The sequence below is a fragment of the Pseudomonas sp. ABa2 genome (genome assembly GCF_056676075.1).
Map to the genome: position 1 here is coordinate 2,959,970 of NZ_CM155239.1, position 15,585 is coordinate 2,975,554.

The window sequence follows — 15,585 nt, forward strand, 5'->3', positions numbered from 1 at the left end:
ATCCGATCCTTACTCCATGGAAGTCAGGGCAGTGCCGGAAAGAACAACGACACCACGCTCAACCACAACCCCGTAACCTGCATTGCAGCCGGCCTGTAACCAAGCCGCAGCCCCTACCCGAACTCCGCCAGCCAAACTGACGCCGACGCCCAGATGCGCGAAATCCGCCACCACCGCATCGTGATCGACAATCGCACCGGCATTCACAATAACACCGTCTCCGAGGCGCGCATTGGTGCCTACCACAGCCATGGCCATAACGGCACAACCACCCCCAACTTCAGCCCTAGGGCTAATCCAAGCTCGCGGGTGCACCACACGCCCCAGCGGGATCTGTGCAGCAGTGAGCGCCTCCTGCCAGCGCTGACGCAGCGCATTGTTGCCCACGGCCGCGATCCCGGCATCGACCTCGCATGACAAGGCGGCCACAGACTGCAGATTGCCGACTACCGCAATGCCAGACGACTCCGTCAGTTGCGGCCAGCGATCATCCACGAACAACACACGCTGCCAATCACCGGATAGCAATGCCGCCTCGGCAACCGCCTGACCATGACCGCCAGCCCCCAGCACCAGTAAAGTACGCTCCGACTTCATTTACGCTCCAGTTCGCCAGCCCGAAACCTGACGGCCAAGGCCAATAGGGGTGTATAGGCCAGTACTACGCCCAGCCCCCCATCAAGCCCCCCCGCGCCAACCCACAGGGCAATGGGTAGCAACCACAGCAGATTGATCGCACCGACCGCCAGGGTTACGGGCAAATGTCGACCAAACCGGCGTGAGGCATATTGATAAGCATGGCTGCGATGCGCCTCATAAACCTTGTCGCCGCGCAATAAACGCCGCAACAGGGTGAAGGTCGCATCCACCACAAACACGCCGAGCAAAATCAGCCAACTCCACAACAACTGCGGCGCCACCCAAGCCGCTTGAAGCGACAAAATGCCCAGGGAGACGCCCAGAAAGCCACTACCGGCATCCCCCATGAAAATGCGAGCGGGTGGAAAATTCCAGAACAGAAAGCCGGCGACAGCCGCCGCCATCAGCAACGGCAAGGCCGCTTCGTCCGCATGCCCGGATAAGACGAAGAGCAAAGCGCCGCCGATACATACGCAGATGGCCTCTAAACTGGCGATACCGTCGATACCGTCCATAAAGTTGTAGAGATTGAGCAACCAAACCAGGTAGAGCGCGGCCAACGCATGCCCCAGCCAGCCCAGGTCAAAGCTCATGCCGAACAGGCTCAGCGGCGGCAGCCCGCCCAGCCAGAACAAGGCCCAAATGGCCCCGACGAAATGCCCCAACAACCGCCAACGCGCAGCGATATGACCGTGGTCATCGAGAAAACCCAGCAGAGCAATCCCTGCTCCTGCCCCCAACAGCGCCACGACGACCGACCAACTTGCCAAACCAGATACAGCGGCCAAAGGCAGAGCCAGAAGAAAACTTGCCACGATGGCCACTCCCCCACCGCGCGGCGTAGGCACCGTATGCGAGCTACGTGCATTGGGGATATCGATGATGCTGCGAGCCAAGGCATACCGACGCAAAACACCGGTCAAAGCCAAAGCCAGGCCGGCCACAACCGGCAAAAATAACCAGAGAGACATTTAGTACTGATCCAGGAAATGGCGAGCAGTTTTGGCCAACGCTTCATCGACCGTCACAGGCGGCTGCCAGCCTAACAACGCACGGGTTTTGCCGATGTCGACCTGCAGCGAACCACACAGACGCTGGGCAATACCGGGCTTACCCAGTAATCGAGCGGCTATCGCCAACATGAAGGTCGGTATGGGCAGGAGCCTGGCCGGCCTAGCCAGAGACTGCCCGGTACGTATCAGCAGCTCGGTCGTGGACAGATCCTCCCCATCGCTGACCAAGAACACCTGATTGGCCGCCTTCGGGTGGTCGATACAGGTCACGATCAGATCAACCAGATTGTCCAGCGCGACCATACTGCGCTTGTTGTGAATGGCACCTAATGGCAACGGGACGCCTTTCTTCAACCAGTTCATCATGCTGCGAAAGTTGGCTTTGACGCCTGGCCCGTAGACCAGGACCGGCCGAACAATCACCACCTCCATCCCGGTTTCTTGCGAGAGTGCCTGCAAGCCCTGCTCGGCCTCCAACTTGGAAATGCCGTAAGGGTCGACGGGCATCGGCGTATCGTCCGCTGTGTAGGGCTTACCAAGTGCGGTTCCCTCACCATTGACCTTGATCGAGCTGATAAAAACGAAGCGCTTTACTCCAGCACTAACCGCCTGACGAGCCAGATTCAAAGTGCCAGCAACATTGACCGCACGAAACTCGGCTAGAGGATCTTCGGCCTGATCGTCCATGACATGAACACGAGCGGCACTATGAATAACGGCCTCGACACCCTCCAAGGCCTGGCGCCAATCCGTATCCCCCCTCAGATCCGCAACCTGCACGACCGTGACCGACTCAGGAAACGCTGACTCCTGCCGCCGTACCGCGGCACGAAGTTGCAAACCACCCTGAGTTGACAGCCTTTCCAACAGCCCTCTTCCGACAAAGCCGGTGGCGCCGGTCAATAAAACTCGCATGCATCTACCTCTTTAGCGCTCAGACCTTCGACCAGACCGTACGATTGATATAGTCGGTATAGCTAAGCACCACCCTGACCACCTGTTTCGATACAGGACCAGCCTGATAATCCTTCACCACAGGCATCACTCGACGAGCCCGGTCATGCTGACTGGTCACTACACGTACTGCATCCAGTACACGTTCCGATCTCAAGCCACTCATGATCAACGTACCTTCGTCCATACCCTCAGGCCGTTCGTGGGCATTGCGAATGGTAATGGCTGGCAAATTGAGCAACGAAGCCTCTTCCGTAATAGTGCCGCTATCAGAAAGCACACAGAAGGCCGCCATCTGCAGCTTGATGTAATCCAGCAGACCAAAGGGTTTGACGAAGCGAATCAGCGGATGATCCAGCGACTCGCCCAATGCCTCCAAACGCTTACGGGTACGGGGATGCGTGGAGACGATGATCGGGTACTGGTAGGTTTCAGCTAGCGCCCGCAGGGTTTCCAACAGGTCGCGAAGATTCTCGGGCGTATCGACGTTCTCTTCCCGATGGGTACTGACGATGAAGAATTTGCCCTCCTCCAGCCCTTCGCGCTGCAGTACATCCGAAGCCTGGATACGCGGCATGTAGTAATCCAGCACTTCCTCCATGTGCGAACCGGTCTTGATGATGGTTTCCGGGCGAATGCCCTCGGCGATCAGGTAACGGCGCGCATGTTCGGTCAGCACCATATTGATATCGCTCAGATGGTCGAGAACCTTGCGGTTCAACTCCTCCGGCACACGCTGATCGAAACAACGATTACCCGCCTCCATATGGAAGACCGGGATTTTCCGGCGCTTGGCCGCTATCACCGCCAGGCAGGTGTTGGTGTCGCCATACAGCAAGAGCGCATCGGGTTGTTCCAGCTCGAACACCTCATCGGCCTTGGCGATCACTTCGGCGATGGTCTTCGCCGCCGTATCGCCGGCAGCCCCGAGGAAATGATCCGGCTTGCGAATCTCCAGATCATCGAAAAAAACCTGGTTAAGTTCGAAGTCGTAGTTCTGCCCCGAATGCACCAGCACATGCTGAACCTGCTTATCCAACTCCGCGATCACGCGGCTCATCTTGATCAGCTCCGGACGGGTGCCGACCAGCGTCATCACCTTAAGCATCGAGCTGCTCCTGAATGTAGTCCAGCTTGAGCAGTACATCCTTAATGCCTTGAATGCTCAGACGCTCGGTATTGTGCGAGGTGTAGTCGTCCAGTTCGGAAATATGTTGCTCGCCCTCGACGAAAAACTTCTTGTAGTTGAGGTCGCGGTTATCCGCAGGAATTCGGTAATAACGGTCCATGTCTTCAGCCTTGGCCATTTCCTCGCGGGAAATCAGCGATTCATACAGCTTCTCGCCATGCCGAGTGCCGATCACCTTTACCGGGTTGTCGCGGGAAAACAGCTCTTTGAGCGCCTGCGCAAGGTCCGCAACCGTCGAGGCTGGGGCCTTCTGCACAAAGATGTCGCCCTGTTCGGCATGCTCGAAGGCATGCAGGACCAGATCCACGGAGTCTTCCAGCGACATCAAGAAACGGGTCATGTTCGGATCGGTGACGGTCAGCGGCTCGCCACTCTTGAGCTGGCTGATGAACAGCGGGATCACCGAGCCACGCGAAGCCATCACATTACCGTAGCGAGTCGCACAAATAACCGGACCGGACTCTGGAATCATCCGCGACTTGGCGACCATGAGTTTCTCCGCCATGGCCTTGGAGATGCCCATAGCATTGATCGGGTACACCGCCTTGTCCGTACTCAGTACCACCACACGCTTGACGCCAGTGGCAATCGCCGCGTTCAGCACATTCTCCGTGCCAATGACATTGGTACGTACCGCTTCCATCGGGTAGAACTCGCAGGATGGCACCTGCTTCAACGCAGCAGCATGAAAAATATAGTCAACACCAACCATGGCTTGCGAAATGCTGTCGTAATCGCGCACATCACCGATATAGAACTTGACCTTGTCATTGGCCAGAGCAATGCGCATATCCTCTTGCTTCTTCTCGTCCCGGCTGAACACCCGAATTTCCTTGACATTGGTATCGAGGAAGCGTTTCAACACGGTATTACCGAAGGAGCCGGTACCGCCGGTAATCATCAAGACTTTGTCATCGAACATAAACAGTCACCACACTCGGAAATATAAAAAGTTAACGCTGGTCGCGCATCATCTTGACCAACTCGGGCCAGGCAGGGGGTAGGTAACCCGCAGCCTGACAGAAGCGGGAAGAATCCAACGAGCGGTCGATACAGACCTGCTCGTCTGGAATGATCTGAATCTTGTGTCCGTAAACCTCGGCCACCAGTCTGAGCAGCGACAACTTGTCGATCGGCTCGACCGACACATGATAAAGACCGTGCAGCCCGGGATTCGGGATCACATAATCTTTCATCACCCGAGCCAGTTCGACAGTGGGCAGGCCCGAGAATATGGCTTTTGCATAGCCCTTAACCGGACCACTTTGTGAAAGAAACCAGTCAATCAACGAAAAGTTAGTACCCAGCTCATGGCCGATAATGGACGTACGCAGCGTAATCGCGTGCGGCACCTCATGCAGCTCGCCAATGAACTTCGACTTGCCATAGAGATCTTCCGCATCCGACAGGTCAGCCTCGGTATACATCCCCTTACGGCCAGAGAACACACAATCCGTGCTCACATGGATCAGCCGAGCGCCCGCCAAGCCACAGAGCTTCGCTAACCGATGCGGCAGCATCGCGTTAATTGGCAAGGCCGAAAGTGGATCGTTGGCATCAGCCAGCTGCTTGATCAAACCGACACAGTTGATGACGACATCGGGTCGGACACGCTCCAGCACACTGACCAGCGCATCCTGATCGAGTACATCGACCCCAGTCAGCAGGCGTTCGTTACCCTGCTCGGAGAAATGCCGCAACGCCCCGGCACTGCGCATTGTGCCCCAGACTTCATACGCCGGATCGTGGCGAAACGTTCTATATACGGCACTACCCAGCATGCCGGTTATGCCCAACACCAATATGCGCATCAATATCGCCCCTTGCCCTGAGCCTCAAGAATCTCCACCAAGCGCCTCACCTGGCTACTCATCTCGAAGTGTTCATTGAAATATGCCTTGCCCGCCAGCCCCATGGCATGCAGCTCGGCAGCAGGTCGACTTTTCATGGAGCGGATCAATGCCGCCAACGCGGTAGGATCATCCGGTTGACAAGCCTCCCCCGCTCCCGCCTCGGCCACGACCCGTGCTCCCTCGCCACGCAAGGAAGCGATAACCGGTCGCCCAGCCGCAAGATAAGCCTGGATCTTGCTCGGTATCGTCTGGGCGAAGATTTCCTCATCCTTGAGCGATACCAGCAAGGCAGCTGCGCGCTCGAAAATCTGCGGCATCGCCTCCATTGGAAAACGCCCAGGCAAAAGCAAGTTATCCAACTGGTACGCCTGCTTCTGCGCCTGTAACCAAGCAAGCCGGCTGCCACTGCCAACCAGTACCAAGCGGATTTCCGGATCGTCTCTCAGTTCGAGAGCGGCTTTGAGTAGAGTCTCGACAGCTTGGGCCGTCCCCAGGTTGCCTGCGAAAACAACACTGAAATGCTGCTCAAGCTCCCCGGTCAATTCGGGAGAAATGCTCTCCACGGCTTTGCCTGGTGCCTGAATATCCATTGAGTTGGGGTAATAGATAATTTTTTCCCGCCGCGCATAGCGCGCGACGGGCTCGACGAATGCCCGCGACTGAACTAGCAGGCGATCGCATCCCGCATAAATTCCCTTAACGAGATAACCAACCCCCTTGAGAAGATGTCGGTTTCTTACGAACCCCGTGGCCGCCAGGCTTTCCGGCCACAGATCCTGAACCCATACAGCCAAATGAGCTTTCTTCAACCACTTGAGAAGAATGGCCGGAATAACCTGGGTAATCGGCGACGGCGCGAAAACCAGTATGGCATCGAACTCGCGCTTCCTCAGCAACCAGGGGAAAAAGACTAGGCCGCAGAGAACAAACGAGAGGTAATTCAGGATCAAATTGCCAGCACCGCCCTTACCTCGCGGCCATAGCGGAACTCGGACCACCTCCACCATTTCCGCAAAAAGGTCACGCTGAATCCCGCCCGCCCGGTAACCGGGGAAAACCTCCCCGTCCGGGTAGTTGGGCTTGCCGGTGGCGACGACTACTTCATGTCCCTGCGCAGCGAGTGTGCGTGCTACATCGTTAATGATGAAGCTTTCAGGCCAAAAATATTGGGAGACGAGCAATAATTTCACAACAGCCCAACTATATGATTCTCTGGATTTCAGTGATCAGTCTGTTAGACTGGACGCTTCGCCTGAACTGATTAAGATAATGCATATTCGGCTCAACTTTTTTTACTCCAGAAACAAGCGCATCAAGTAATCTTTTCTTCAATTTTTCAACATCAACTCCGTAATAATCTCCAGCAGCAGACTTATTCAGCATTTCTGCGACCAACATATCTTCCGTGACCCCGACAGCCATAACCTCTGAACCAGAAATCAAATACTCAAATATCTTCCCACTAACTACACCGGCAGTGGAACCAACACCACTGGCAACAGGTTTGGAGCCTAGAAAAAGTAAAAAGTCAGCTCCCTTCTGAATGCTTAATACTTCTTGACGAGCTACCTTTCCGCATAATTTTATAAACCCTACTAAAACCTCATCACTGCAAAGCGGAAAACTATCGAGCGCAGAATAATCACCATAAAAACTAATCGAAACATCTCCTTCCTTGATTTTCCTCTCCATCACTAACTCCTTCAACGCTTGAAACAATGGAGTAGGATCTTGAAGCCCCGGCAGAATACTACCAGCATAAACAATATTAATACCCGCAGCCTTTTCTGAAACCTCTATCCCGTTAAAAACATCGACCTCACGATCATCAAATCCATTCGGAATAACCAGATACTTTCTCTCACCATGTATAGTTTTAAGTTCTGAAACCAAGGGGTCATTAATCGAAACTATCATGTCTGCCCCCCTCAAAACAGCTCTTTCATGGCGCTTTTCTAGAAACCGAACCAGTGCACACCCTGGAAATATTGGATTACCAAACCAGAGATCCCTGTAATCCGCTACCCATAACAAATCCTTATTGAAGTACTTGACTGCGGCAGCTGCAGAGTGCGCAGTGTAGGAAGGCACAGTGGAAAACATGAAATCAAACCCCACACGACCAACCAATTTTTTGCAAATAAAGAATGATGCCCGCGGCCACCACAAAACTCTGGGATCCAGGTAATTCGAAAGAAACTCTCTTTTCAACCAGTACTGAAAGCTTAACAACTTCTTTAAAAAGCCCTTAGCACCTTTCGAGTAACCCTGTACTCCTCCGGACTGCCGGCCACCGATAAAGAAAGGAGGCACCTGGAAAATTTCGACATCAGGGTTCCCCTTGATACCATCCGGCAACTCTCCCGAATAGGGCATTGTAACGACATAAATTTTATGGCCCAGCTCAGTCCAGTATTTAACGAAGGCATTAATCCTTAGAACGCCAACAGACGTTTCCGGACCAAAGTAGCTGGAAATCACAAGAATATTCATGAAGCCTACTTTCCCAAGCAAATAGCACAATCAATAAGAGGCCTGAATAATTGCCTCAACTACCAGACTTGCCGCATTTCCGCTCCCGTAAGGAAATAAGCCGCCTTTCCCCGCAACTGGAAGACGATTGATCTTATCCAAAAAGTCCTTATCTCCGGGTGAAGCTAGGGAGTTCCAACCCATTTCAACTAGTTCGACCCACTCTGTTTCATCACGCAGAGTCAGACACGGCACTGCATGAAAAAAAGCCTCTTTCTGCACGCCGCCGGAGTCGGTCACAATTACGCATGCGTGCTTTTCCAACATAACCATATCGATGTAACCCAGCGGCTCCACGACCAAAACGTTGTCTGGAACTTGCAAAGCAAAACCTTCAAGACGCATGCGAGTGCGAGGGTGCAAAGGCAGTACCACAGGCTTATCCATTCTGGCAAAACCTGCAAGTATACGGCCAAGACGCACCACATCATCCGTATTTTCCTGCCGGTGCACCGTTGCCAAGATGTAGCTTTTCGAGGTCAGTTTCAGACGATCAAGGATTATGCTGGTGCGCTCTGCCTTGTCGCCAAAAAATAGCGCTGCATCGAACATAACGTCTCCAACATTCCTTACTTGCGGGCCGCGAATTCCCTCCGCAGCCAGATTTTCGACAGCGCCTTGATTAGGCGTCAGGAGCAAAGTGCTGACGTGATCAGTCAACTGTCGATTGACTTCTTCCGGCATGCGCCTGTTATGTGATCGTAGCCCTGCCTCCACATGAACTATCGGAATATGGATCTTGGCTGCCGCTAAGGCGCCCGCTAGGGTCGAGTCGGTATCGCCATAGACCAGAACAGCATTCGGCTTCTCCTTGAGCATTACCGCCTCAATGGATTCAAGCATCCGCCCTGTATTCTGACCGTGCGTTCCTCCACCTATTCCGAGATTGTAATGAGGCTTCGGGATATCTAACTCTTGAAAAAAGACATCCGACATATTCGCATCAAAGTGCTGCCCGGTATGCACCATGACCTCTGAGCAACAGGTCGTACTTCCAATAATACGACTGACCGTGGCCGCCTTAATAAATTGCGGACGAGCACCGACTACAGTCAAAATCTTCATGATCACCTCAATGTTTATAGCCGAGACAGGAACCCCAACTAACTGGGAAGCTAAATTCTTATAAGAAACTTATAACAAGGAGTCGACGAATTTCATTCCACCCCCAACAACTCATCATCCCAATAAAACTCATAAGGAATATAAGTTGAATTCAATGCCCCTTCAAGTGGTTCTCCCGCACTTATTCTTTCATTCAATATATCAGCCTCGTTCGCTATGCCTTGCACCACAACACCAAATGTCAAAATTACTGGAGCCCAAAAAAACATATACCCCCACGAATACCTTAAGCGAGCAAGAGCCTCCAACAAGAAAAACAAATACAGCAAAAGAGCAATTGTCACAAACCTATATGCGATAGGATGATACCCATAAAGCACAACCGAAACGATCAAGAACAAAGCGCTACCGAAAAACAAAAAATTCGCCCTGGACAATAAAACAACAGAGGTAACAACATTAACTATGACTAACAACCCATAAATCGAAACCCCTGACGCACCACTTCGCAAGTAATCTGCATAAAATTTAAATTTTAGAGAGAAGTCATATACCTCTTGATAGAAGACGGCAGCAGCAGCAAGACAAAAAAACACAATTACTGAAAAATATTTCACGCCTAAACGAGGAAGAAGCAAAGGGTAAAACAACAAGACAGAAACATGAAACCCCGGAGCCAGAACCGCAGCTAACAGACCAGCCGAACGAGACTTACTGCACAAGGAATACAGAAACAGCATAGATGCAATTGCAGACCTAGCAATATTGAAATGAAAATTCAAATAAAAAAGCAAAACATATGCCACTAAAAAAAGACATCTATCCGAACTATTCTCACACACTTTCCAAAGCAAAAGAACCTGAAAAACCGACATCATAAAAAGATAGAGAAAGGCATTATCAAATAAATATTTATGCCCCACCAAAAAAGCAACAAATAACGGCTCCATAGTGCTAAGCAAATATAAGATATAATCGTCGTTTGACAGCCCCCCATAAGCGCGGAGATACGACAACGTATCAGAGCCAACCAGACCACGAAGGCCAGCAAACAATATCAAGCTTGCAAGCACAATATATATCACAACCGACGACTGTCGCTTAGGCAGTTTCCGCGCAACGAGCAAAAACCCTACCATTGAGAGAAAAAACGACGCATATACAAACATACTTTATCTCACGACCTTTAATTACAGCAACCGCGGATCAATAAGTGCGCTTTACTGCACGGTCTTAGCAGGCACCATTTAGAAACAGCCAATATTAGAAGTTTTAAAATTTGCCCCTTCCATATAAATTTTATTACCTATCACTTATCACTGGAAGCGTCAACCTCTGAGCACTACACCCTCCTGCTTATCAAAACTCCTAACTGAGCCACTCCTTCTTTAAGAGCTCTACCAAATATACAAAACGTGAGAAAAAGAACTGCCCCCCAAATACCAATAAAAACCAAATGAAATTTTTCTCCTATGAGAGCAAAACAGACTGAGACCGCTAAACAGATCAGAGTCATGCCATAGAATTTTAGTCGTGGTAATCGGCGCCATACCAAACTTGATAGTTCTGTACGAGCAACAAAGAAAATCCAAAAAGCAAAGGCCGTCGATATGGCCGCGCCAGATGCTCCATATATAGGGACAAGAAAATAATTGCCAACTAGATTGACCATAACTGCGATAATCGAAGCCATCATCGCATAGGTGCTTTTCCGAGCAATACCCAAGCCGACCCCCGTTGCCTCTGCAAGAGTGTAGAACAACGGGTAAGCCATGCAGGCCACAAGAACATATTGAACGCTTGCATACGAGGGCGGTAACAAATAGGTGATGATCCAGGAAAAGAACCCGGCCAGCGAGAATAGAGTAACCACTGCAACCAATACGTACTCCGTAATCTGATCTATCTGTTCGGTATTGATACCTTGTGCAGCCCATTTGTAGACCGTTGGTGCCCAGACGGTCGAGAAGATGCTCTGCAAAATGACAGCGGCGGCGGCAAAGCTGGACGCCACTGAATAGATACCCAATTCTTCGAAAGTGGAGAAACTACGCAAAAAAACCTTATCCATAGCCGTCAACCCCCAAAACGCCACTCCCCCCATTATCAGAGGCGCGCCAAAGCGCAGCATGGATTTCAGCTTTTCTGTATCAATTTTTTGACTTAATGCTGCCAACCACTCCTGACGAGTATTCCAGCCATAAACCAGGGTAACAGCCACAACTGAAAGCGTCTGAGCAATTACCAGATAGAGAAAATCAAAGCCAAATGAAAAGAGGATGTAAACACCGATCACAGAAAGAAAAAGTAACTTAGGCAAAACTTGGCTCATCGAAAATGCCAAGCCCTTTTCCTGCATGCGCAAGATCAAGGACAGAAAACGCGAAACAAACGTGGCCCCAAAACACAACGCAACCAGAACACTGATCAGTACACTGCCCACGGAAAAGAGAGCTTGCGAAATAAAATCAGGCACTACAAAGCAAAACGTCAAGCCCATAGCAAGTAGTAGCAAGCCCGGTAACAAGGCAGCCTTGAATAGCGCGGGCTTATGTACCGATTCGTGGTAGTCACGGACATACGCCTGATCCAGACCTAGACTGAATAGCAGGACGCAGAAACTGGAAACCACCTGTAACATGGCAATCCGGCCGATATCCTCAGCCGAATAAAACCAGGTAATAATTGGTAGTGTGATAAAGCCTAAAGCGGCCCCTCCGATGGGACCAACGGCAAAAGAGGCAACTTTCTTTGCGTTCAAGCGAAAAACTCTAGGACCGAGTCAATGACCTGCTCTCTTTCACGCGCTTGCATACCATACCAAATAGGCAGGCGAATCAAACGCTCACTGTCCTTGGTTGTATAGCGATCCTCACCGTGAAACCGACTGAACTGCGGGCCGGCAATAGCTGAATGTAGCGGGACATAATGAAAAACACTATGCACGCCACGCCTTTTCAAACTCTCAAGAAAGAGTGCTCGCTCATCAAGGCTGCTAACCTTTAAATAGAACATATGCGCATTATGAACACAGCCTTCCGGCATTGACGGCAACGTGATCTTTCCATCAATAGCTAATGGAAGTAGTGCATCGTAATATGCACTCCAAAGCTGCAAACGGTTCTGATTGACTTCCTCAGACTTCTCTAATTGCCCCCACAGGAAGGCTGCTTGAATATCACAGGGCAGATAACTGCTACCAATATCGACCCAGCTGTATTTGTCTATCATGCCGCGGAAAAACTGACTGCGGTTAGTGCCTTTTTCCCGGATGATTTCAGCGCGATTTATAAAGCGTTCATCGTTGATAATCAGTAGGCCACCTTCGCCGCCGCTGGTGTAGTTCTTGGTTTCGTGGAAACTGAAAGCCCCCATATGACCGATACTGCCCAACGGACGGCCTTTGTAAGTAGCCATCATGCCTTGAGCAGCATCTTCAATGACAAAGAGCTGGTAACGGGAGGCTATGTCCATGATGGCGTCCATCTCACAGGCTACGCCCGCATAGTGGACAGGCACGATGGCTTTGGTCTTAGATGTAATCGCCGCTTCGATCAGGCTTTCATCAATATTCATAGTATCCGGGCGAATATCGACGAAAACGATCTTCGCACCACGCAAGACAAAGGCATTTGCTGTACTGACAAACGTGTAGCTTGGCATGATGATTTCATCACCAGCTTGCACATCGATAAGTAAAGCTGCCATCTCTAGCGCGTGCGTGCAGGAAGGCGTCAGAAGTGCTTTTTTGCATCCTAACCTCTCCTCAAACCATGCCTGGCAGCGCTTGCTGAACTCTCCATCGCCCGAGATTTTCGGGCTGCGCATAGCAGCAAGCACATACTGATCTTCGTTACCGGTGTAGGGCGGTTTGTTAAATGGGATCATTGGAAATCTCTTCTAGAAATTTTTGTTCCAGCGCAAGTAGATCTTGCTTTCTTTCTTTGACCCGGCGTGCCGGATTACCTACATAGACCCCCCACGGCAAGGTACTTTTGTTGACCAATGTCATAGCGCCAACAGAGCAACCTTCAGCAACATGAACCCCTGGAAATATTATAGAGCCAGCACCAACGATGACGTGCTTACCAAATGTCACTTCCTCGAAAATTTCCCTCTTAAACTTACGGGGAACCAAAGAGTTGGTCAGTGTCGTGCCACTATAATCATCTGACTGGGAAAATACTTTTACCCCATATGCTAGCGTGCAAAAATCAGAAAAGAATATACCGGGAGTTCCGCCAGCCACCAGACACATGGGCGTTATGTGGCAAAACTTACCAATTCGAACCCTGCCTGATATGACACAAAAGTCGTCAATCCTGGAATTATCACCAATCTCAATTTGATCGACATTATAGATACTTGCTTTATCGCTGACCTTGACATTTCTGCCAAGATATCGAAAACCCATCTGATTGAGCTGCTCATCTGAGTAGTAAGCCATGAATTTACGCCTCAAATATTTTTTTCAGCTGATCAACTATTAATTTCTCTGAGAAATTAGCTCTTATTGCTTCCTGATTATGCCTCATGGAGCGCTCGTCCATCAAACTCAGTTCAATTTCCGAGCTTTCATAAACCTTCACCCCTTTTCTTTTAAACATGAGCCAAGGGGTAATATCACTTCTCATATAAACCTTCTTACCTAACCCTAAGAGGGTTATGATATTACCCATAGCCTGTTGGCGCTTGTGATTGAAAATGGCAATATCAATTTTCCCAAGAAAATCCAAATATTGATCAAACGGCATAAAGTCGGTTAGAGGTTTGAATTTAACACCAAACCGATCTCTCCCCGCGCTGATTACTGACTGAGCATACTCCCGGCTTCCATAGGCCAAAGGTACATAAATTGCAATTTCTTGATTGCGAAACGGAGCGAGCCTCTCAAAAATTTCGAGATGATTATTACTTGGGTCTGCCGAGTTACCGACCTGAATATTGATCAACTCATGCGCCTCGCCTTTTACAGCGTACTCACGATATATATTACTGGTATACATAATGCACTCATGGTATTTACCTGTAGCCCTATACCAATTACGCGCCAATTCTACATCACCGTCTACATAGGTAACCAAGTGGCCCATATTCTTAATCACAGGACGTCGAAAAAACTCTTTTAGCTTCCACTTCCAACTCCGAGGACCAGTCTCATAGGCATATAAATCTGCCCCCCAGATCATCCAGTAGCTTTTTTTCAAAAGCCAAGGCTGCAAGGCCAACAGAATTATTACATAACGATCAAAGAGGCCATGAATGATTACTCTATCTGCGCGATACAAAGACCAAATAAACTCCAAGAACCAGCTAAGCCCGGCTAAGTTTTTGTTTTTTATTTTCAAATCTTCGGACCACTCATCAGTCGCTGCATGACTCAGTATGAAATGCTGCGCATGCTCAAATTCCTTCTCAACAAGGCGAAAGAATGACGTTGTGAAGGTTTGAGGAGCTGCTATATGAACAATCTTCATTTTATCAAGGACAACAGATATCGACCGTAACTGTTCTTACTTAAAGCCCGGCCGATTTTCCGCAACTCGTCGGCATTCAGCCAGCCATTATAGAAAGCGATTTCTTCCAAGCATGCGATCTTGTAACCCTGCCGTGTTTCGATAGTTTCGACAAAATGACTGGCTTCTAGCAGGCTTTCATGAGTACCAGTGTCGAGCCAAGCGAAACCGCGTCCGAGTAGTTGGACGCTTAGATCACCACGCTCTAAATAGGCCTGGTTGACACTGGTGATTTCCAACTCACCGCGATCAGAAGGTTTTACCTGTTTGGCGATCTCGACTACGTCGTTGTCATAGAAATACAGGCCAGTCACTGCATAGTTAGACTTGGGCTTAAGCGGCTTTTCCTCGATGGAAATGGCACGTTTATCGGCATCGAACTCGACCACACCAAAACGCTCTGGATCCTTGACGTGGTAACCGAACACGGTCGCACCTTTGCTACGGCTGGCTGCATCGCGCAGTAAAGGACCAAATCCCTGTCCGTAGAAGATATTGTCGCCCAGCACCAGGCATACCGAATCGCTACCAATGAACTCTTCGCCAATGATGAACGCTTGCGCCAGTCCATCAGGGCTTTGCTGTACGGCGTAGCTGAGCCGAATACCGGATTCACTGCCATCACCAAGCAGGCGCTGAAAACCACCAATGTCATCCGGAGTGCTGATCAACAGGATGTCACGAATGCCGGCGAGCATAAGTACTGACAGCGGGTAATACACCATAGGTTTGTCGTAGATCGGCAGTAACTGCTTGGACACACCTTTGGTAATAGGATACAGCCGGCTACCCGAACCCCCGGCGAGAATAATACCTTTCATAAG

15 protein-coding genes are annotated in these 15,585 nt (G+C 50.4%); all 15 read right to left on the reverse strand.

Features of this window, described 5'->3' with window-relative positions; all coding sequences use genetic code 11:
• Positions 1 to 9: 9 nt before the first annotated feature.
• The 15 genes from AC1G9C_RS14325 to rfbA all read right to left on the reverse strand — a co-directional run bounded on the left by AC1G9C_RS14325 (position 10) and on the right by rfbA (position 15,582).
• Positions 10 to 597, reverse strand: a complete 588-nt coding sequence (locus AC1G9C_RS14325) for an acetyltransferase (protein WP_480407921.1) — start codon at positions 595 to 597, stop codon at positions 10 to 12.
• Positions 594 to 1,610 (reverse strand): MraY family glycosyltransferase, encoded by a 1,017-nt coding sequence (locus AC1G9C_RS14330; protein ID WP_480407922.1) that lies wholly within the window; start codon positions 1,608 to 1,610, stop codon positions 594 to 596. Before AC1G9C_RS14330 ends, AC1G9C_RS14325 begins: the two co-directional genes overlap by 4 nt.
• Positions 1,611 to 2,567 (reverse strand): UDP-glucose 4-epimerase family protein, encoded by a 957-nt coding sequence (locus AC1G9C_RS14335; RefSeq protein WP_480407923.1) that lies wholly within the window; start codon positions 2,565 to 2,567, stop codon positions 1,611 to 1,613.
• Positions 2,568 to 2,586: 19 nt separating this feature from the next.
• Positions 2,587 to 3,714 carry a non-hydrolyzing UDP-N-acetylglucosamine 2-epimerase gene (gene wecB / locus AC1G9C_RS14340; RefSeq protein WP_480407924.1) on the reverse strand — a complete coding sequence of 376 codons (1,128 nt, stop codon included), beginning with the start codon at positions 3,712 to 3,714 and terminating at the stop codon, positions 2,587 to 2,589.
• Positions 3,707 to 4,717: a polysaccharide biosynthesis protein gene (locus AC1G9C_RS14345; RefSeq protein ID WP_480407925.1), complete on the reverse strand. Its 1,011-nt coding sequence runs from the start codon at positions 4,715 to 4,717 to the stop codon at positions 3,707 to 3,709. The genes wecB (AC1G9C_RS14340) and AC1G9C_RS14345 overlap by 8 nt, the downstream gene beginning before the upstream one ends.
• A 31-nt stretch (positions 4,718 to 4,748) precedes the next feature.
• A complete protein-coding gene (locus AC1G9C_RS14350; protein ID WP_480407926.1) occupies positions 4,749 to 5,606 on the reverse strand; it encodes a dTDP-4-dehydrorhamnose reductase family protein in 858 nt (285 codons plus the stop codon).
• Positions 5,606 to 6,838 (reverse strand): glycosyltransferase family 4 protein, encoded by a 1,233-nt coding sequence (locus AC1G9C_RS14355; protein ID WP_480407927.1) that lies wholly within the window; start codon positions 6,836 to 6,838, stop codon positions 5,606 to 5,608. Before AC1G9C_RS14355 ends, AC1G9C_RS14350 begins: the two co-directional genes overlap by 1 nt.
• Before the next feature lie 10 nt (positions 6,839 to 6,848).
• Positions 6,849 to 8,141, reverse strand: a complete 1,293-nt coding sequence (locus AC1G9C_RS14360) for a glycosyltransferase family protein (RefSeq protein WP_480407928.1) — start codon at positions 8,139 to 8,141, stop codon at positions 6,849 to 6,851.
• 30 nt (positions 8,142 to 8,171) lie between these two features.
• Complete coding sequence (wecB, locus tag AC1G9C_RS14365; RefSeq protein ID WP_480407929.1) at positions 8,172 to 9,245, reverse strand: non-hydrolyzing UDP-N-acetylglucosamine 2-epimerase; 1,074 nt, start codon at positions 9,243 to 9,245, stop codon at positions 8,172 to 8,174.
• A gap of 92 nt (positions 9,246 to 9,337) precedes the next feature.
• Positions 9,338 to 10,330, reverse strand: a complete 993-nt coding sequence (locus AC1G9C_RS14370; RefSeq protein WP_480407930.1) for an EpsG family protein — start codon at positions 10,328 to 10,330, stop codon at positions 9,338 to 9,340.
• A gap of 257 nt (positions 10,331 to 10,587) precedes the next feature.
• Entirely contained in the window at positions 10,588 to 12,006 is a 1,419-nt protein-coding gene (locus AC1G9C_RS14375; protein ID WP_480407931.1) for a lipopolysaccharide biosynthesis protein, read from the reverse strand.
• On the reverse strand, positions 12,003 to 13,133 hold the full coding sequence (rffA, locus tag AC1G9C_RS14380) for a dTDP-4-amino-4,6-dideoxygalactose transaminase (protein WP_480407932.1): 1,131 nt from the start codon (positions 13,131 to 13,133) through the stop codon (positions 12,003 to 12,005). Before rffA ends, AC1G9C_RS14375 begins: the two co-directional genes overlap by 4 nt.
• On the reverse strand, positions 13,120 to 13,692 hold the full coding sequence (locus tag AC1G9C_RS14385) for an acyltransferase (protein WP_480407933.1): 573 nt from the start codon (positions 13,690 to 13,692) through the stop codon (positions 13,120 to 13,122). The genes rffA and AC1G9C_RS14385 overlap by 14 nt, the downstream gene beginning before the upstream one ends.
• A gap of 4 nt (positions 13,693 to 13,696) precedes the next feature.
• Positions 13,697 to 14,722 carry a TDP-N-acetylfucosamine:lipid II N-acetylfucosaminyltransferase family protein gene (locus tag AC1G9C_RS14390; RefSeq protein WP_480407934.1) on the reverse strand — a complete coding sequence of 342 codons (1,026 nt, stop codon included), beginning with the start codon at positions 14,720 to 14,722 and terminating at the stop codon, positions 13,697 to 13,699.
• Positions 14,719 to 15,582: a glucose-1-phosphate thymidylyltransferase RfbA gene (rfbA, locus tag AC1G9C_RS14395; RefSeq protein WP_480407935.1), complete on the reverse strand. Its 864-nt coding sequence runs from the start codon at positions 15,580 to 15,582 to the stop codon at positions 14,719 to 14,721. Before rfbA ends, AC1G9C_RS14390 begins: the two co-directional genes overlap by 4 nt.
• Between the last annotated feature and the right edge of the window lie 3 nt (positions 15,583 to 15,585).